We start from the raw sequence: 20341 nt of genomic DNA on the forward strand, positions 1-20341 counted from the left end.
GATAAACAATAAAAAAACTGCCCGGAATTCGGACAGTTCTTATGAGTGTAAAAAAAATATAATTTAAGATTCCTGTTTCCGGAACTTGACATTCATAATGACAATTGCCAATATGATGAGCACAATGCCCAACCATTGCAGGAATACGACTTCTTCATTGAGAAGGAAGAAGGCCATAAGTACAGAAACAGGAAGCTCAAGAGAAGAAACAATACTTCCCAATCCGATACCTGTAAGCGGAAATCCGGCATTCAATAACATTGGCGGTATGATGGTTCCAAATAAGGAAAGCACTATTCCCCATTTTAAGAAAATACTGGTGTCAAAAGGTGTGTTTTGGGTAATCAGTGCAAATATAAGCACGATAATTCCTCCTCCTAAAAGCATATAAAGGCTTCTCTGTGCTGAAGAAATCCCAACTGCGATTCTATTGGCTGTAAACATGGTTGTTGTAAAAGAAGCCGCTGCCATAAGTCCCCAGGCAAGACCGCGCCAATCCAGATCAACTTCAGTATTGATAAGATTCGTTGCCAAAGCAGTACCAATCAATACAATAACAACCGCAACTATCTTTGTAGCAGAAGGAAGCTTTTTTTCAAGAAACATTTCTAAAAGCACACCCATCCAGACAGTCTGCATAAGCAATACAATTCCGATTGAAACAGGAATATAACGTACTGCTAAATAATAAAATATACTGGTCAATCCGGTAGACGTACCGGCAATCATCAAATGCGTAATATTCTTTTTAGAGGCTTTGATTACGACATTGTCTTTTCTTGTTTTTTGAAAAGCATTTATGAGAAGTATTCCGATAATCCCGAACAAAAATTGCGATGAAGTAACTTCAGCAGTTGTATAGCCTTCACCATAGGCCATCTTTACAAAAGTTGCCAACATTCCATAACTCGTAGCACCAAGACCTACAAGAAAAACTCCTTTTAATACTTTATTTCCAAACATTTTTTCATTTTTTAAAAGCGGGCAAAGATAGGGTATAGTTTTTTGCTAATCCTTTTTTTTGTCATTAAATAATACTATTTTAACAGGATCTTAGTTAATAAGTAAAAGCCGGTAATTTATTTTAAATCCGATAGAAATACTATGATCCAAAGAATCTTCCTGTTTGTAACCTTACATTTTATCAGTTGTAGCGAAGGGCCTGCCACCAGTGCTGAAAAGAATATCAAAAAACGCGATTACGCCTCCTTTCACAAAGAAGCAAAAGCATTTTGTAAAAAAGAGAAATTTAACGAAGACTATTATTTTCTGATTGACTTGAGTGTCCACTCAGGAAAAAACAGATTCTATGTTTACGATTTCAAGACCAATAAAATCAGTGATGAGAAACTTGTGACCCATGGCAGCTGTGATGTCGGCGAAACAAATGACACGAAATGGGAAAAAGCAAAATACAGCAATAAAGATAATAGCCACTGTTCGTCAAAAGGGAAGTATAAGATAGGGAAAAGAGATTCCAGTTCCTGGGGCATCAAGATAAAATACTGGCTTCACGGGTTAGATGCAACAAACAGCAATGCCGTAAGCAGGGTAATAGTTCTGCACTCCTGGACAGCAGTTTCTGATGCAGAAATCTTTCCGAAATATGCTCCGCTAAGTTGGGGCTGCCCGGCAGTATCAGATGATTTTATGAGGGTTTTGGATAAAAAACTTCAAAAGACTGACAAACCGGTACTGCTATGGATTATTGATTGAGATTAAAAAACCAAGATAGAATGCTTTGCGGCTTAGCGCCTTTGCGTGAAACTAATTGCTCGCAAAGACGCAGAACCGCAAAGTTTGTTTAGATAAAATCATTAAAAAAACCCTGAAAGAAACTTACAGGGTTTTTTATAAAATAGTAAATTAGAAAATAGATGATAGAAAATAGATAATTTGGGTAAACAAAAAGCAGAAATCTAAAATCTAAAATCTACAATCTACAATCTGCAATCTAAAATCTTATTTAATCAACTCAAAACTTCTTTTTACAAAAGCAGTCAATTCTTCTCCTTTTAATAGGTTTTGAGACAGTTTAGCCAAATCCAAAGCCTGTTTTACTACAGCTTCCTGATGTGACTTATCAGTAGAATTTAATATGTTCGAAGCCAATTCGTGATTGGTATTAACCACCAGATTGTACATTTCCGGCATATTGCCCATCCCGAACATGCCACCGCCTCCGGTTTGGCTCATTTCTTTCATACGACGCAAAAATTCCGGTTGCGTAATCACAAATGGTGCCGACTGGCTGTCCAGCGCTTCTAATTGGATAGAATATTTCTTATCAGAAATTACGCTTTCCAATTCGGTTTTTAGCTTTTCTTTTTCTTCATCAGAAAGTTTGGAAATCGTTTCTTCTTCTTTCTTAATCAGATTATTGATATGGTCAGAATCAACACGTACAAATGTCAGCTTTTCATTGTCAGCCTCTAGTTTTTGGATAAGATGCGAAATGATTGGCGAATCCAAAAGCAGTACTTCATAACCTTTAGCCTGAGCTTCGGCAATATAACTGTGTTGTGCGTCTTTGTTGGAAGCATATAAAATAACAAGATTACCGTTTTTGTCGGTCTGCGTATCTTTTGTTTTCTCTTTTAACTCCTCAAGTGTATAGTATTTATCATCAACGGTTGGATATAATGCAAACGCACCAGCCTTTTCGTAAAATTTAGGTTCAGACAGCATACCGTATTCCAATACGATTTTGATATCGTTCCATTTTTGCTCGAAATCTTCGCGATTTTCAGTGAAAAGCGATTTCAGCTTGTCTGCTACTTTTCGGGTAATGTAGTTCGAAATTTTCTTTACAGCACCATCAGCTTGCAGGTAGGAACGCGAAACGTTTAGCGGGATGTCCGGTGAATCGATAACTCCTTTTAGCATAGTCAGGAACTCAGGAACGATTCCTTCAACATTGTCCGTTACGAAAACCTGATTCTGATACAGTTGGATTTTATCTTTTTGTATCTGCAGGTCGCCTGTCATTTTTGGGAAATACAATATCCCTGTCAGGTTAAAAGGATAGTCAACATTTAGGTGGATGTTAAAAAGCGGCTCTTCAAATTGCATAGGATACAATTCTCTGTAGAAATCCTTATAATCTTCATCGGTTAGTTCTGTCGGCTGTTTAGTCCATGCCGGATTTGGATTATTGATGATATTGTCCACTTCGACAGTTTCAGCTACATAATCTTCTGGAGCATCATCCGGTTTTGGAAGCGTTTCAGTTCTTGTTCCGAATTTGATTGGAATAGGCATGAACTTGTTATACTTCTCCAATAACCCTGAAATTTTTCCTTCTTCAAGAAATTCCAAAGAATCTTCCGCGATATGCAGTATAATTTCCGTTCCGCGTGAAGTTTTATCAGACGGCTCCAACGTAAATTCCGGACTTCCGTCGCATGTCCAATGTGCAGCCGGTTCGTCCTTATAAGATTTGGTGATAATCTCTACTTTTTCTGCCACCATAAATGCCGAATAGAAACCTAGTCCAAAATGTCCTATGATTCCTGAATCTTTGGCAGAATCTTTATATTTTTCAAGAAATTCTTCCGCTCCGGAAAAAGCAACCTGATTGATGTACTTTTCTACCTCTTCCGCAGTCATACCTAAGCCCTGGTCGATAATATGGATTTTCTTTCCTTCCTTGTCGATTTTTATCTCGATGATAGGATTTCCATATTCCACTTTAGCCTCACCGATATTTGCCAAATGTTTTAGCTTTAATGTAGCATCAGTGGCATTAGAAACCAATTCGCGTAAGAAAATCTCATGATCGCTGTATAAGAACTTTTTGATAAGCGGGAAAATGTTTTCTACCGAAACATTAATTTTTCCTGTTGTCATAAACTATTGATATTAGTATTGTTAATTATTTTCAGTATTTTTATTTTCAAATAGAATACCAAAAACTATTGAAATGACAAATTGGCTGAATTGTTAATTTTAAGATAATAAAATGGAAATTTTAACATTTCGAAATCAATCCATTGTATATTTGTAGTGTAATAAACTTTAAAAATACCAATCTATGAAAAAATTAATCTTACTTGGAGTTTTTGCAGTGCTATTTGCATCTTGTAAAACTTCATCAATAACTAACACTAAGACGGATAGGTCTTCACAGGTTGCAATTAAAGGAAACTGGGTTGTCAGTTCCGTTAATTATCCAGGTTCTGAATACATCAAGGTGAATTCTTTTCAGCTAGCTGATTCACAATGTTTTGTAGGAAGTACATGGAAATTCATTTCAAACAACAATAAAGGTGAGATGGCATTGACCAAAATGGGATGTCCGGCATTCAGCTCGCCAATTACCTGGTTTGTTAATAAAGACGGACAATTTGTCCTTAAAGTTCTTGATGCAGGTGAAAAAGCAAAGAGAGTAAGAGATGGATATGTATTGGCTGTTGCTAACCAGACAGAAAACTCATTCCAATTGATCGACAAAATTGACGTAGGAGGGAAACTGACCAACGTTGTATATCAATTTACAAAAGTAAACTAATCCAAAAACAATAATCGATATGAAAAGAATTGGAATATATTCATTAGCATGTTTATTTGCTATAGGTACTTTTTTTACAGGCTGTGAGTCTGCAAAAAATATGAATAATACTCAAAAAGGAGCTGGTATTGGTGTTGCTGCTGGTGCTGTTCTTGGAGGTATTTTGGGTAATAACATAGGTAAAGGAGGCAACACTGCTTTAGGTGCTGTTCTTGGAGGTGTTGTGGGTGGAACTGTTGGAGGTGTTATCGGTAACAAGATGGACAAACAGGCAAGAGAAATTGACAATGCGCTTCCTGGAGCTGAAGTAGAAAGAGTAGGAGAAGGAATCAAATTGACATTGAATGAAAATGCAGTTCGTTTTGATACTAACAAATCAACTCTGACAGCTGCGGCTAAAGCAAACCTTGATAAACTGGTTAGCGTGTTTAATTCATACCCAGATACGAATATCCAGATTTACGGATATACTGACAGTACAGGTCCAGCTGAGTATAACTTGAAATTGTCAGGTGAAAGAGCAGCTTCAGTAAAGAGCTATTTAGTTAGCAAAGGCATCAATAGTTCCAGATTTAATACTACAGGTTTAGGAATTGCTGATCCAATCGCATCAAATGATACTCCTGACGGAAGATCTAAAAACCGTCGTGTTGAATTTGCCATTACAGCAAATGAAAAAATGGTACAAGATGCCCAAAAAGAAGTGAAAAACTAAATTATACAAGAATATAGTTTCTAAGGTCGTCTTTTTAGCCGGCCTTTTTTTATACCTATAAAATAGAGTTTTAAAAATCAATGATGTCCTTAGCGTCTCTGCGTGAAAATAGTTGCTCACAAAGTCGCAAAGCCACAAAGTTTTTAGCCGTCGTTTCACTTAACATAAATTCCCGAAATCTGTGTAATCACTCTAATCTGTGGCTAAATAAAAAAACAACCAAAATTCACTTTTTCAAATTGACCCAAAATCCCCAATAGTGATTTTTAGGGTTTTAGTTCAATTTTTTTGAAAGATATTTAACAGATGTTTATATGTTTCAGAAATAATTGAAACGTACCTTTACTGTACAATCAAAAAAAACAGATCATGGCAACAGTAAAGAATCCGAAGTCAAAAAAACAGCTTATTGATGACGATCAGTTGATCGAAATGTATATGAATGCTGTTCTTGAAAAAAACGAAGCACCCAAAAATGTATATCTTTTTTGTAAAGAACATACCGTTGACGAAGCCGATTTTTATTCCTTTTTTAATTCGCTGGATGCCTTAAGGGAAACCGTCTGGGTCAGGTTTTTTGAAAACACATTAAATACGCTCCATAAAGATGCTAATTATGCGGCCTATGAAAACAGAAATAAGCTATTGTCGCTTTATTTCACACTATTTGAAATCCTGACATTAAACAGAACCTATGTTTACTATGCATTAAAAGATAATAAGGAAGGACTTCGTAATCTCAAACAACTGGCATCACTTCGAAACCATTTCAAAGAATATATCGTAGATATATTAAAGTCAGGTGAGACAGAAAAAGACAGCAAGATAAAGAAAATCACTACGCCGGTTTTTTCTGAAGGAGCCTGGCTTCAGTTCTTATTTATATTGAAATTTTGGCTAGACGATACATCAAAAGGATTTGAAAAAACGGATATCATGATTGAGAAAGCAGTAAAGGCTACTTTCGATATACTGGATACCACACCATTGGAAAGCCTGTTTGATTTGGGAAAATTTATTTGGAAAGAAAGACGATAAGGAGTAGAAGATGAAAACACTAGATAAGATACCCGTAAATAAGATTGAAAGAGCCGGACAACTGGTAAAAACCGGAATTAAGGTGGGTGGTAACTACATTGCCTATTATGGCGAAAAGATTGTCAATCCTTCACTGACAAAAGAAAAGCTGAATGAAAATAATGCAGAAGATATTTATGACGGTTTAAAAAACTTAAAAGGCAGTGCCTTGAAAGTAGCCCAGATGTTGAGCATGGATAAAAATATCATGCCTCGGGCCTACGTAGAAAAATTTTCACTAGCCCAGTTTTCCGTTCCGCCCTTATCAGCACCATTGGTAAGAAAAACGTTCAAGAAATATTTAGGAATGTTTCCCGAAGAAATATATGATTCGTTTACCGCCGATTCTGTGAATGCTGCTAGCATAGGTCAGGTTCATAAAGCGACCAAAGATGGAAAAAAACTGGCAGTAAAAATCCAGTATCCCGGAGTGGCAGACAGTATCAGCTCTGATTTGGCTATTGTGAAGCCATTTGCAATCAAGATGTTTAACCTTCAGGGAAAAGATTCGGAACGCTACTTTAAGGAAGTGGAAAATAAGCTGCTGGAAGAAACGGATTATGAATTGGAATTGAGACAGGGTGTTGCCATAGCAGAAGCATGCAGCGAAATTGCCAATCTGAAATTCCCAAAATACTATCCAGAACTTTCTTCTAAAAAGATTATCACTATGGACTGGATGGACGGCGAACATTTGTCTGAATTTACAGCTCATAATGAAGATAGGGCAAAAGGCGATAGTTTAGGCCAGGCATTATGGGATTTTTATATGTTCCAGATGCATCAGCTCAGACAGGTTCATGCCGATCCGCATCCGGGGAACTTTTTAATTGACAAGGATGGGAATCTGATAGCGATTGATTTTGGATGCATAAAACAGGTTCCGGAAGATTTTTATATTCCGTATTTTGAATTGGCAAGACCAGAAATTATGGATAATCAAGAGTTATTCCTTGAAAAGTTATATGAGCTTGAGATTTTGCGACATGACGATACTAAAGAAGAAGTAGCTTATTTTTCTGAATTGTTCAATCAGCTGTTGCGACTATTTACAAGACCCTATCAAACCGATACTTTTGACTTTTCAGATGAAGCCTTTTTTGGAGAGATGGCGGAGCTTAGCGAAGAATATAGCAAAGATTCGAAACTTAGGAAAATGAACGGAAATCGAGGTTCAAAACACTTTTTATATATCAACAGGACTTTCTTCGGATTATATAGCTTATTACATGATCTTAAAGCAAGAATCAATACTGAAAATTATAAAAAATACATGAAAAATTAATTTTTGTTTTTAATGGTTGGTTAGGTTGTAAGAGCGGTTTTTCATACGTGAGAATCGCTCTTATTTTTTATGAAAAATGTAACTTTTCATCTCTCTACTGTGTCAATTAGATGATTTTAATAATAAGTAGGTTTAATCCTACTTATTTTATTGATTTTATACTCTCAAACTAAAAAAACTTATCAACACTAATAGTCAAATATTGTAGTTGGGCGATACAGAAATGTAGTTGGTCGTAATTATTTCAAAAATACTTTTAGCGGTCTGAATTTGTGTTAAAACGGTTTTGTTTTGTCATAAATTTCGATGTTAAACCCCTAGACTATGAAAAATAATTACAAAAATTTATCAATTGATGAATTTGAAAGCATTCCCCGTGCAAAAATTCTTCAGTTGATTTTGATGTTGCTTGTTTTTTTTACAGCACATGAAAGTTTTGGACAATGTGCAGCCTATACTGCTAATACGGAATGCACAACGGCAGCACCGACAGTTGTTGGGAATAGTATTTCCTGTTCACCTGCAGGGAATAATGCAGGACGGAGAAATTTTGCCGTAACAACTATGCAAGCTGGCGCAACTTATAGAGTTTCGAGTTGTGCTTCTACTTATGATACCCAAATGACTATACGAAATACTGGAGGTACAGTGGTTGGATATAATGATGATGATGGTCCTGCTTGTACAGGTAGTAGGGCTTCTATTGACTTCGTGCCTACTGTTTCAGGAACTTATAGAATACAACTTAATGAATATGACTGTAACGCAAATGGAACGAGAAATGGTGGGAATATTGTAGTCACGCTATTAAGTTTGCCTATTCCTCCAACAATCACAAATTTAAGCGCAACCAACGGCTGCGTTGGAAGCTCATTGACAATAACAGGAACCAATTTGTCCAATGCCAGTAATGTTACCATTGGTGGTACAGCGGCTACAATTACTGCTAATACAGCAACTTCAATTACAGTTACTGTTGGTACCGGCACAACTGGCAATGTGGTTGTGACTACTTCTGGAGGATCAGCAACTTCTGGTACATCATTTACAGTAAACGCTTTGCCGGCCACTCCGACCACTCTGAGCAGTAATTCCCCGCAATGTGCTTCTCCGGGTGTGACCCTTACAAGAGGTACTCCACCTACAGGAGTAACATGGTATTGGCAGACCACAGCAACAGGTACTTCGACTGCAAATAGCGGAGCTACTTATAATGTAACGACAAGTGGAACTTATTATATCCGTGCCCAAAACAATACGACAGGCTGCTGGAGTACAAATTCCGGAAGTTTAACAGCCACAATAAATACTACACCGGGCACCGCAACAGGACCTTCTCCTGCCAATGCCGCAACAAATGTCTGCTATTCAGGAACAGGAGCTGTGAATACTCTGACATGGACAGCTGTAGCGGGAGCAACTTCTTATGATGTTTATTTTGGAGCCGGAAGTTTGCCGGGAACCGTTACAGCTAATGTAACTGCAGCCAGTTATGGTACAGGAACATTGGCAGCGTCTGCAACTTATTATTGGAGAATCGTGCCAAGAAATGGCTGCGGCACCACAACAGGAACGCCAACAACATGGAGTTTTACTACCAATGCAACAATATGTTATTGTGCATCAACATCAACTAATAATAACGAATATATTTCAAGAGTGGTTTCGGGAGGATTTACAAATACAAGCGTCCAAACGAATTATAGAGATTATTCAAATTTGGGTTCTATAGCGTCAGTAATGCAAGGAACTGCAACATCAACAATTAGGGTAACCACTTCCAACGGACATAATAATGATAATCTCTATCTTTTTGCAGACTGGAACCAGGACGGAGATATGGTCGATGCGGGAGAACTTGTTGCCGGACCTGTCGCGGCATCTGGTAGCGGTACTTATACGTTAACAGTTACGGTGCCGGCCGGAGCAACTATTGGAACAACGAAAATCAGGATAAAATTGATACGAAATACCAGTAACAATCCTTGTCAGGCCTCATTCAACAACGGTGAAGTAGAAGACTATCTGATTACCGTAATCCCGTCATGCTCGCATACGGTTACGGCTACCTCTGGAAGAACCTGCGGACCGGGAACGGTGACATTGACTGCAGTAGGCGGAGCCGGAACGACAGAATACAGATGGTATGAATACATTAGCAGCGGAAGTCCTGTGGCAATTACACCTACCGGCTCGTTTGTGACACCGTCATTGAACGTTACAAAAACCTATTATGTAACAGCTTATAATGGAGTTTGCGAAAGCCCGAGATTTCCAGTAAACGCTTTTGTTTATCCTGCTCCTTCATCATCTGTAACGCCAGCTGCTGCGAGTTTGTGTGATGGAGTTATCGAACTGGTTGCCACAGGAAACAATTCCGGAACAACCGACACTCTTTTTTATGAAAACTTTGAAGTATCGACATCTACGTTAATGATGTTACAGGATTATGGTTCGTCTGCAAACGGATATTGGTACATTGAAGATAGCCCGAGTGTATATATTAGCTATGAAACGATAAACTCAGGAAGCAGCTTTGGAGCGATCGACTCCAATTACGATATTAATGGTTTTTCGAATAATGCATTAAGTATGAGCGCAGCAATCAGTACCTATAATTATACCACGTTGGCCCTCACTTTCAGACATTATTATGACTACGATAATTATGAAGCTCCGGATCAGGCTATTGTTGAAGTGAATACAGATGGTGACTTAGATGGAATCTGGACACCAATACAAACATATACCAGCGACCAGGGAACTCCGACAAATTTTGCCTCTGTAAATATTAACCTTTCTGCCTATATCAATCAGCCTAATCTGAGAGTCCGATTCAGATATAATTCAGGTTGGAACAATGGCTGGAATATTGATGACATTAGGATTACAGGAACTTCTGTTCCTTCACCAGTAGCGTGGACTCCAATCGCCGGATTGTATACTGATTCAGCTTTAACAACTCCTTATACAGGAGGAAATATTACAACCGTATATGCTTATCCGGATACGGCACAGACTTACACGGCTACTGTAACAAATGGCTCCGGATGTGAAGCTACTGCCACATCAATTATTTCCGGAAGTTCAAATATATGGAACGGTACTTCCTGGAGTTCAGGAACACCACCTACAGCCGGAACCGAAAAGATAATTTTTAATGGAAACTATAGTTCTACCGGCGATATTTCAGGATGCCTACTTCAGGTAAACAGCGGAAATGTGGTGATTAATGCTGACAATACCGTTACTGTGAGAAATCAGGTTAGGATAAATCCAGCGGCTACACTTACATTTGAAGATACGGGAAGCCTTTTGCAAACTGCAGGTACAACCAATACCAATATTGGTATAATCAGATCAAAACGCAGAACACAACCGGTTAAAAGACTTGATTTTACATACTGGGCATCCCCGGTAGCAGGACAAACGCTCCATAATTTGTCTCCAACAACAATGGCAGACAAGTATTATAGCTGGAATCCGGTCAGCCAGGCCTGGCTGACGCATATGAATGGCAATGTTACCATGACAGATGCAAAAGGTTATATTGTAAGAGCGCCTCAGAGTTTCTCGACAACGGCTGCTGTACAATACGAAGCCTCTTTTATAGGAGTGCCAAATAATGGAGACATTACGATTCCGGTTTATGGAAATACAAGTACTTTACCTGCAGATTATAAATGGAACCTGATAGGTAACCCTTATCCGTCTGCAATAGATTTGGATGCATTCCTTTCTTATGTTGGTAATATTTCTGCATTAGACGGAACAATTTATCTATGGACGCACAATTCTGCCCCAAGCGATGTAGTGCCGGGTGATCAGACTTATAATTACACAGCAAATGACTATGCAACCTATAATTTATTAGGTGGAGTAGCCACATCGCCAGCAACACCAGATCCTTTAAATCCTGAAATAAGTGATAATTTTAATGGAGCTACACCAACGAAGTATCTGGCTTCCGGACAGGCATTTTTTGTAAGAGGTCTTGGGAATCTTCCGGCCAGGTTTACAAACAATATGAGAGTCCAGGATGAAAACAACCGTTTTTTCAGAACCATGAATCCTAATAAGCGGAATGCTGCCAATTCAGGAATTGAAAAAAACAGGTTCTGGCTGAACCTAAGAAATAGTCAGGGCGCTTTTAATCAAACGCTGGTCGGGTATATTGGAGGAGCTACCAATGGTCTGGATAGAGGTTTTGACGGTAATCTTTTTGGTGGCAATCATGTTAGTATTTATTCTATAACTGACACACAAAAACTGGCAATACAAGGACGTGCGCTTCCGTTTGATAACACTGACATAGTCAATTTGGGAATCAAGACAACCATTGCCGGAACTTTTACAATTAGCCTTGATATGTTAGACGGATTGTTTGTCAGCCAGGATATTTATCTGAAAGACAATCTTCAGAATGCAATCCATAACCTGAAATCGGGTCCGTATAGCTTTACGGCTGGTATCGGGACATTTGATAACAGATTCCAGATAGTTTATAGGAATGAAGCATTGGGAATACCTGAATTTAATCCGGAAAGTATCGTGATTTATAAAAAAGACAAAGATGTTGTCGTAACATCAGGGTTGGCCACAATTGATGCCATAAGAGTTTTTGATATTCAGGGAAGATTATTATTTGACGGTCAAAAAATCAATGCTTCTGAAAAAATAATCAAGAGCCTGCCTCCAACAGATCAGGTATTGATTGTTCAGGTTTTTACGACTGAAGGAATAAAAGTTTCCAAAAAAATACTGTATTAGAACTGTATCCGCATTCAATAGAAACAGCCTTTGAGAGTTATTCCCAAAGGCTGTTTTTTATTTGTAATTTGAGTTAGAATTTAAATCCTAAACCGACTTGGAAAACAGAATTTTTTGCACCGGTATCTTTAGCAACCTCATTAAAACTGTGGTTGTACCTACCATTGATAAACAGACCACCATCAAACTGAAAAGTAAGTCCGGCAGCTAAACTCATGTCAAAATCGTTGACCTCATTAAGATCTTCTCCGGCATTGCCATCATTATTGTCCAGATCGACTTTTTCATTGATCTTAAATCCGAACTGCGGGCCGGCTTCAATACTGAAGCCTTTTACGATGTAAAGTTTTGCCAATATCGGAACATTAATATAGTCCAATTGGTACTCTGCGGTATAATTACTTCCCAAAAACGAATAATCCCTTTTAAATCCTTGTCGCGAATAAATAACCTCCGGTTGTATGGAGAAGGAATTGTCAATAAGCGGAATCTCCGCAATAGCACCCACATAAAAACTTGTTCGGGCATCCGGACCTTCGTCAAAGTCCCCTTTTGTAACTGTAGAATAATTTAAACCGGCTTTTACTCCAAATCCTGCTTCGTTAAATGAACCTGTGGATTGTGTAGATTGTGCATAAGTTGCCATCCCGGCAAGCAACAACACATTTGTCGAAATAATTTTTAATAGCTTCATAATTAAATTATTTTTGTTAGTTGTTAAGATAATAGGAGCATGTATTATGCCAGCACAGTATTATTAACATAACTTTGACAGATGGCAAACTGGGCGACTTATATTAAAAATTTCCAATCTTTTTTGAAGATCGAAAGAGGATTATCACAAAATACAATTGATAATTATACTTTTGATATTGAAAAAATAGTTTTGTATTTGTCTGAGAATCAAATAAATGAAAATCCTGTTTCAATTTCTGAAGAAACCATTCAGCAATTTATCTATGAGATTTCTAAAACTATAAATCCCCGTTCGCAGGCACGAATAATTTCCGGATTAAGGAGTTTTTTCAACTATATGATTTTTGAGGATTATCGGAATGATAATCCAATGGAACTTGTGGAAATCCCCAAAATAGGACGAAAACTCCCCGATACTTTGTCTACAGATGAAATAGATAAAATTATTGCTGCCATTGATCTTACTTCTAATGAAGGTGAAAGAAACCGTGCTATGCTGGAAACCTTATATGGCTGTGGACTTAGGGTTTCGGAGCTGATATCACTCCGAATTTCTGATCTGTTTTTTGAAGAAGGTTTCATAAAAGTAAAAGGAAAAGGTGATAAACAACGTTTTGTTCCGATTGGAAATCTTACGCAAAAATATATCGATATTTATAAGACGTCGGTTCGGTCACATCTCGATATTCAAAAAGGCCATGAAGATACTTTGTTTCTAAATAGGAGAGGAAAGCAGTTGACCAGAGCAATGATTTTTACCATTATCAAGGATCTGGCAGTAAAAATAAACCTAAAAAAAACAATCAGCCCGCATACTTTCAGGCACTCTTTTGCCACACATCTTCTTGAAAATGGTGCCGACCTGCGTTCCATTCAATTGATGCTCGGACATGAATCAATTACCACTACAGAAATCTATGTACACCTTGACAGGAGACACCTTACAGATGTCATGAATGCATTTCATCCAAGAAAATAACCGTTAAACGATTTTGTGTTTTTCTAATGAAGAGTTGACGTTTTGGTATATACTTTTGTTGCACCTAACCAATATGTTAACCCTTAATGGCATTCGAGAATTACGTTAATTCAAAAGAATCGTACACATCGAATCAATTTTATGAAAAGCTTCTGAGAGAAATCCCGGATCTGATTTTTCAGTTTAAAATTGAGAAAGATAACACTTACAGCATGCCGTTTGTAAGTAATTCTGCCATGGAAATCTATGGTTTTGAAAAAGACTTTCTGGAACATGATGCCGGTCCGGTAATTACGGATCGTATTCTTAAAGAAGATGTGAAAGGTTTTTTAAAATCAGTATTAAAATCAAGGGATACATTAACAAGATGGAGCCATGAATACAGAGTTCTGCTTCCTAAAAAAGGAATCCGCTGGCTGAAAGGTTCAGCCAAGCCGGAAGCTATGAAGGACGGAAGTGTTGTGTTTTATGGCCGAATTACCGATATAACGGCAAATAAGGAACAAGAGTTGAGGTTAGTTTTATCAGAAAAACGCTTTGAATTTGCACTGGAAGCTTCTATGGGAGGTGTCTGGGATTGGAATCTTGTAGATAATACGGTTTTCTATTCAGAACAATCCATGAAGATTTTGGATTTGGATGAAACGGAAGGTGTCAATTCTTTTGAGAATTGTATTTCTAAAGTACATCCGGACGATCAGAAGGAATATCTTTCCGATATCGATCTGCACTTGAAAGGAATAACCGATGTGTATGAAAACCTACACAGGGTAAAAGGCAGAAAAGGAACCTACAAATGGATTCTTGACCGCGGAAAAGTAATTGAACGTGACAAATCAGGAAAACCGTTAAGGATTATCGGAACGCATACGGATATTTCTTCCCAAAAGGAAAGAGAAGACGAATTAAAAAGGACGCTGGATATTGTAAGCGAACAAAACAGCAGGCTTTTGAATTTTGCCCATATTGTTTCTCATAACCTGCGCTCGCATGCCGGAAATTTTACAATGCTTTTGGATTTGGTAGATGATATTCAGGATTCAAGTGAGAGAGAAGAAACGCTACAGCATTTGAGAACTATTTCAAATGACCTGACACAAACGATCGAGCACCTGAACGAATTAGTAAGCATACACACCGAAATAAAAATTGCCAGGGAAAACTTGAATCTTAATGAGTTTTTTCAGCGAACATTAAACGTCTTAAGCGAGAAGATAAACAAACATGATGTAAAAATTATCAGTTTGATTCCAGATGATATCCATATTAATTATAACCCGGCTTATCTGGAAAGCATACTTTTGAATTTTACGACCAATGCAATAAAATACTCCAATCCGGACAGAAGGTTAGAAATTACGTATCAGCTTACTTATGAAAACGGTAAGAAGGTATTGACAATTTCGGATAATGGCCTGGGGATCGATTTGGAAAAATATAAGGATTCGCTTTTTGGAATGTATAAGACATTTCACCAGCATCCGGATTCCAGAGGAATTGGCCTTTTCATTACAAAAAATCAGGTTGAAGCCATGGGAGGAAAAATAGAAGTTAAGAGTAAAGTAGGAGAGGGTACTGCATTTAAAATATATTTTAATGAAAAAGTTTAATGATGTTTTTGTGGTTGATGATGATAAAGTTTATCATTTTATATTAAAAAATTTATTGAAGAAGAATAATATTGAAGTCAATTCAAGATTTTTCGAAAACGGGCATGATGCTATAGAAGGCTTGAAAGAAAATTCTAAAAATGGCACAACGCTTCCGGATTTGATTCTTTTGGATATCAATATGCCGGTTATGGACGGATGGCAGTTTCTGGAAGAGTTCCGCAAAATAAAAGGATCGCTGAACAAAGAAACCGTTATCTATATGGTGAGTTCTTCAAACAGTCCTTTTGATCTGAACAAGGCAAAAGATTTTCCTAATGAAATACAAGACTATTTCCTGAAACCTGTCTGTTTGGAAGACATCTGCAGGATATTCTTAAACTAATACCATAAAAAAAGCTCCTCAATTTGAGGAGCTTTTTTTGTACTTATTTGATATTGTTATTTCGCAATATTTACGGCTCTGGTTTCTCTGATAACCGTAATTTTTACTTGACCAGGGTAAGTCATTTCTGTCTGTATCTTTTGAGAGATGTCGAAAGAAAGGTTAGCAGCATTATCGTCAGAAACTTTTTCACTTTCTACAATAACACGCAATTCTCTACCTGCCTGGATAGCATAGGCGCTTTTTACTCCCTGGAAACCGTAAGCGATATCTTCAAGGTCTTTCAATCTCTGGATATACGAATCAAGCACTTGTCTTCTGGCTCCTGGTCGTGCTCCTGAAATAGCATCACAAACCTGAACGATAGGAGAAAGAAGTGATTTCATTTCAATCTCATCGTGGTGGGCTCCAATCGCGTTGCATACTTCTTCTTTTTCACCATATTTCTCAGCCCACTGCATACCTAATAATGCGTGTGGAAGATCACTTTCTGTATCAGGCACTTTTCCTATATCGTGTAGTAATCCGGCTCTTTTAGCTAGTTTTACGTTCAGACCTAATTCTGCTGCCATAATACCACAAAGTTTAGAAACCTCACGGGAGTGTTGTAGCAGGTTTTGTCCGTAAGAAGAACGGTATTTCATTCTACCTACAACCTTAATCAATTCAGGGTGTAATCCGTGGATTCCTAAATCAATTACGGTACGTTTACCAACTTCAATAATTTCATCGTCAATCTGTTTGGCTGTTTTAGCAACAACTTCCTCGATTCTTGCCGGGTGGATACGTCCGTCAGTTACTAATTTATGTAACGCTAAACGGGCAATCTCTCTACGAACAGGGTCAAAACAAGAAAGGATGATCGCTTCTGGAGTATCATCAACAATAATTTCAACTCCGGTAGCAGCTTCTAAAGCTCTAATGTTTCTACCTTCACGACCAATGATTCTACCTTTTACGTCGTCAGACTCAATGTTGAAAACAGATACGCAGTTTTCAACCGCCTCTTCTGTACCAACTCTTTGAATAGTATTGATGATGATTTTTTTAGCTTCTTGCTGTGCTGTAAGCTTAGCTTCTTCAAGGGTTTCCTGAATATAAGACATGGCGCCGCTTTTGGCTTCAGCTCTAAGGCTTTCAACCAATTGGTTTTTCGCTTCTTCAGCAGATAAACCGGAAATAACTTCTAATTGTTCTACCTGGCTTTTGTGTAGTCTGTCTACTTCAGCCTGTCTTTTTTCAAGAGTTTCGATTCTGTTAGAGTAATCACTGATTTTAGACTCAAGGTCGTCTGTAGCTTTTTTGGTCTTTGCTAATTCGTTAGAAACCTGAGATTCTTTGTCTCTTGTTCTTTTTTCTGCTTCTGCTATCTTTTTATCTCTTGCCAGGATTACTTGTTCGTGCTCGGCCTTAAGTTCAATAAATTTTTCTTTTGCTTGCAGGATTTTATGCTGCTTATTGGTCTCCGCTTCTGCCTTGGCATCTTTTAAAATAGATGCGGCTTCTTTCTTAGCGTTTTTTATTAAGTTGGAAACGTTGCTTCTTTCCATGATTTTTGCAACTGCAAAACCTACCGCGATGCCTACGATTCCTGAAATAATTATAACTAATGTACTGTCCATGTTTGTTGAATGTTTATATATAAAAAAAGCCTACATTAGGTTGCTTGTATAAACTCGTTAAGACAAGTTTTGAGCTAACTCGCTGTTCAAGGATCTGCTCAAGGCAGCTTGCTTTAGTAGCGACGATTTGCTCATTCTAATTTGTTAGTGTTGAGTTTATCAAATATGAACTAATGTAGGCAGTATTTTAGTCTATGTTAAAGAACGTCTTTTTTTATTTGTCAAGATAGTTTGCTAATAAATCATTAATCTTTTTCAGTCTTTCATTGGCTTCAACATTTTCTGCTGAAGAATCAATCTGTTTTTGCTCCAATTGCGATGCAAATTGCAAGGCGCACATTGCCAAAACATCCTGTTTGTCACGAACAGCATAATTTTCTTCGAATTGCTTAATCATCAAGTCAATCTTCTTAGAAGCGCTTCGCAGCCCTTCTTCCTGTGACATATCTACCGTTAAAGGATAGACTCTGTCTGCGATTGATATTTTAATTTTAAGCTTTTCGTCCATAATTGCTAATCAGAAAGCTGTGCTATACAGTAATCAATTTCACGGATTAATGAATTTATCTTAAGCTTTGTATCTCTTTTATTTTCTTCACTGCCTAGTAATGAATTCGCCATTCTGAGCGTGTCCTGCTGCGCTTTCAATGTTTCAATCTCTTTCGATTGCTTCTGCATCACGTTTGCTGCCCGATCTAATTCCTGCTGCAGTTCGCGTGATGTTTTTTCCAAACCCTCAATTTTCGCGATAAGTTTTTCAAGCCTGCTTTCAAGAGTATCAATGATTTGCGCAATTTCACTCATCCGGGTCAATATTCATTACATAATTTACAAAGTTACTATTCCTATTTAAATATTGCAATATTTTTCCTTAAATTCTCTTTTTTAATGAAGCTTTTCATGTAATAATTTGTGAAGTAAGGAGTTATAATTTTCGGTTTTTCTGTCCAGTTTGTTTACTCTTTTTTTTATATTAGCAAAAACCTTTACTATGCGATTTAGCCTGTTATTTTTATTGTTTACGATTTCGGTTTTTGGACAAAATGACTATCCGAAAGATTATTTCCGTTCACCTTTAGATATACCGCTTTATTTATCCGGAACTTTTGGAGAATTGAGAGGAAATCATTTCCACACAGGACTTGATTTTAAGACACAGCAAAAAGAAGGATTAAACGTGTATGCGGCTGCCGATGGTTATGTGTCGCGCATCAAGATTTCTACCTGGGGCTACGGAAAAGCTATTTATATTACGCATCCTAACGGCTATACTACGGTTTACGGACATCTTCAAAAAGCTTCGCCTGTAATTGAAGCCTATATTAAAAAGATGCAGTATGCCCAAAAATCTTTTGAGGTTGAAATGTTTCCTAAGGAAAATGAATTGGTCGTTAAAAAAGGAGATGTTATTGCATTGTCTGGTAATTCCGGAGGATCTGGCGGCCCGCACCTGCATTTTGAATTTCGGGATTCCAAAACAGAAAAAATAATCAATCCGATGTTTTTCGGGTTCGATATTCAGATAAAAGATACAAGGCCGCCGGTAATTAACAGCTTGGTTGTTTATCCTATTGGTGACAGTTCCAGTGTAAACCAGATACAAAAACCGATTGAGCTCAACCTTTCGCAGCAAAAAGACGGAAGTTATATTGCTGAAAAAATTATGGCTAACGGAAAAATAGGGTTTGGTGTCAATACCTATGACCTTTTTGATAACAGCTATAACAAGAATGGTGTCTTTAAAGTGCAGAGCTTGAGCAATGGAAAGCCTTTTTTCGGATACCAGTTTGATACTTTTGGTTTTGATGAAGGGCGTTATATCAACGCATTGATTGATTATCCGCGTTACAAACGAACCGGACAACGAGTACAGAAACTTTTTATGATAGAACCCTATCTTTTAAGTATTATCACTGCTAATAATACCTATGGAATAATTGACGTTGCTCCAAACCTGTATCAGAATTTTCAGGTAGAAGTTTCAGATTTTAATAAAAACAAAAGCATAATTAATATTCCGATCGAATATTCTGCTCTGCCTGTCAAGGTGGCTAAAGAAGAAAAACGTAGCGGATTTTTCCTGAAAGCAAGAAAAGACAACAGTTATGCTAAGGATAATGTGTCTGTTTTTATTCCTGCCGGTACTTTTTATGAAGATTTCTATATTGATTTTGACGTAAAAGATTCGATTCTCTACCTTCATAATGAAACCGTTCCGGTACATAACAATATGACTATTACTTTTGAAGACAAGACTTCTTCGGAAGCTGACAGGTCAAAAATGTTTATTGCCTCAAAAGAAGGAAAGCGTCTCGGATTTAATAAGACCACCAGAAAAGGAAATATTTTTACAACATATACTAAAGATTTAGGTCAATTCGTTTTAGCAAAGGACACAATTGCACCAAAAATCAGCAATCCTAATTTTGTGGAAGGAAAATGGATTAGCAAGCAGCAATTTTTGGAAATCTATATTTCGGATAATATGTCCGGGATAGCAGAATACAACGGATATCTGAACGGAAAATGGATTCTGTTAGAATATGATTACAAAACCAAAAAGCTTTCCTATAATTTCGAAGACAATATTAGCAATGAGGGAAGAAATGATTTAAAAATAGTTGTGTCTGATAATATGGGAAATTCTGCTACCTTTGAGTCGCATTTTTTTAGAAGTCAACAACAATAAAAA

The 20341-nt window shown here is 37.4% G+C and carries 16 protein-coding genes and 1 other RNA gene; 10 read left to right on the plus strand and 7 right to left on the minus strand.

Annotated elements, in window-relative coordinates; genetic code table 11:
- Positions 1-63: 63 nt before the first annotated feature.
- Complete coding sequence (locus ABH942_RS15025) at positions 64-963, minus strand: DMT family transporter (RefSeq protein ID WP_370033371.1); 900 nt, start codon at positions 961-963, stop codon at positions 64-66.
- Between the two features lie 141 nt (positions 964-1104).
- Here ABH942_RS15025 and ABH942_RS15030 point away from each other — a divergent pair, with 141 nt between their 5' ends.
- On the plus strand, positions 1105-1716 hold the full coding sequence (locus ABH942_RS15030; protein ID WP_370033373.1) for a murein L,D-transpeptidase catalytic domain-containing protein: 612 nt from the start codon (positions 1105-1107) through the stop codon (positions 1714-1716).
- A 246-nt stretch (positions 1717-1962) separates the two neighbouring features.
- Here the strand turns inward: ABH942_RS15030 and htpG are convergent, their stop codons facing one another.
- Positions 1963-3849: a molecular chaperone HtpG gene (htpG, locus tag ABH942_RS15035; protein ID WP_370033375.1), complete on the minus strand. Its 1887-nt coding sequence runs from the start codon at positions 3847-3849 to the stop codon at positions 1963-1965.
- A 184-nt stretch (positions 3850-4033) separates the two neighbouring features.
- Between htpG and ABH942_RS15040 the strand changes: the two genes are divergently transcribed.
- From ABH942_RS15040 to ABH942_RS15060, 5 genes are all read left to right on the plus strand, one after another.
- Positions 4034-4510, plus strand: coding sequence for a hypothetical protein (locus ABH942_RS15040; RefSeq protein ID WP_370033377.1), 477 nt, complete (start codon positions 4034-4036; stop codon positions 4508-4510).
- A 19-nt stretch (positions 4511-4529) separates the two neighbouring features.
- Positions 4530-5225: an OmpA family protein gene (locus ABH942_RS15045; RefSeq protein ID WP_370033379.1), complete on the plus strand. Its 696-nt coding sequence runs from the start codon at positions 4530-4532 to the stop codon at positions 5223-5225.
- 369 nt (positions 5226-5594) lie between these two features.
- Positions 5595-6263, plus strand: coding sequence for a TetR family transcriptional regulator C-terminal domain-containing protein (locus ABH942_RS15050; RefSeq protein ID WP_370033381.1), 669 nt, complete (start codon positions 5595-5597; stop codon positions 6261-6263).
- Positions 6264-6273: 10 nt separating this feature from the next.
- Positions 6274-7587: an ABC1 kinase family protein gene (locus ABH942_RS15055; RefSeq protein WP_370033382.1), complete on the plus strand. Its 1314-nt coding sequence runs from the start codon at positions 6274-6276 to the stop codon at positions 7585-7587.
- Between the two features lie 324 nt (positions 7588-7911).
- Entirely contained in the window at positions 7912-12357 is a 4446-nt protein-coding gene (locus tag ABH942_RS15060) for a GEVED domain-containing protein (protein WP_370033384.1), read from the plus strand.
- 73 nt (positions 12358-12430) lie between these two features.
- Here the strand turns inward: ABH942_RS15060 and ABH942_RS15065 are convergent, their stop codons facing one another.
- A complete protein-coding gene (locus tag ABH942_RS15065) occupies positions 12431-13051 on the minus strand; it encodes a porin family protein (RefSeq protein WP_370033386.1) in 621 nt (206 codons plus the stop codon).
- An 81-nt stretch (positions 13052-13132) separates the two neighbouring features.
- Between ABH942_RS15065 and xerD the strand changes: the two genes are divergently transcribed.
- From xerD to ABH942_RS15080, 3 genes are all read left to right on the plus strand, one after another.
- The gene (xerD, locus tag ABH942_RS15070; protein WP_370033387.1) at positions 13133-14032 is read left to right on the plus strand and encodes a site-specific tyrosine recombinase XerD; all 900 of its coding nucleotides are present in this window, start codon (positions 13133-13135) and stop codon (positions 14030-14032) included.
- 86 nt (positions 14033-14118) lie between these two features.
- Positions 14119-15642 carry a PAS domain-containing protein gene (locus ABH942_RS15075; RefSeq protein ID WP_370033389.1) on the plus strand — a complete coding sequence of 508 codons (1524 nt, stop codon included), beginning with the start codon at positions 14119-14121 and terminating at the stop codon, positions 15640-15642.
- A complete protein-coding gene (locus ABH942_RS15080; protein ID WP_370033391.1) occupies positions 15629-16027 on the plus strand; it encodes a response regulator in 399 nt (132 codons plus the stop codon). Before ABH942_RS15075 ends, ABH942_RS15080 begins: the two co-directional genes overlap by 14 nt.
- Before the next feature lie 56 nt (positions 16028-16083).
- Here ABH942_RS15080 and rny read toward each other — a convergent pair whose 3' ends face one another.
- The 4 genes from rny to ABH942_RS15100 form a co-directional block, all read right to left on the minus strand.
- The gene (rny, locus tag ABH942_RS15085) at positions 16084-17649 is read right to left on the minus strand and encodes a ribonuclease Y (protein ID WP_370033393.1); all 1566 of its coding nucleotides are present in this window, start codon (positions 17647-17649) and stop codon (positions 16084-16086) included.
- A 50-nt stretch (positions 17650-17699) separates the two neighbouring features.
- Positions 17700-17805: non-coding RNA, 6S RNA (gene ssrS, locus ABH942_RS15090), on the minus strand.
- Between the two features lie 58 nt (positions 17806-17863).
- A complete protein-coding gene (locus ABH942_RS15095; RefSeq protein WP_370033395.1) occupies positions 17864-18157 on the minus strand; it encodes a cell division protein ZapA in 294 nt (97 codons plus the stop codon).
- A 5-nt stretch (positions 18158-18162) separates the two neighbouring features.
- Positions 18163-18453, minus strand: a complete 291-nt coding sequence (locus ABH942_RS15100) for a hypothetical protein (protein ID WP_370033397.1) — start codon at positions 18451-18453, stop codon at positions 18163-18165.
- Positions 18454-18640: 187 nt separating this feature from the next.
- Between ABH942_RS15100 and ABH942_RS15105 the strand changes: the two genes are divergently transcribed.
- Positions 18641-20338 (plus strand): M23 family metallopeptidase, encoded by a 1698-nt coding sequence (locus ABH942_RS15105; protein WP_370033399.1) that lies wholly within the window; start codon positions 18641-18643, stop codon positions 20336-20338.
- Positions 20339-20341 lie beyond the last annotated feature (3 nt).

The sequence above is a fragment of the Flavobacterium sp. 28YEA47A genome, from assembly GCF_041262125.1.
Classification (GTDB): domain Bacteria; phylum Bacteroidota; class Bacteroidia; order Flavobacteriales; family Flavobacteriaceae; genus Flavobacterium.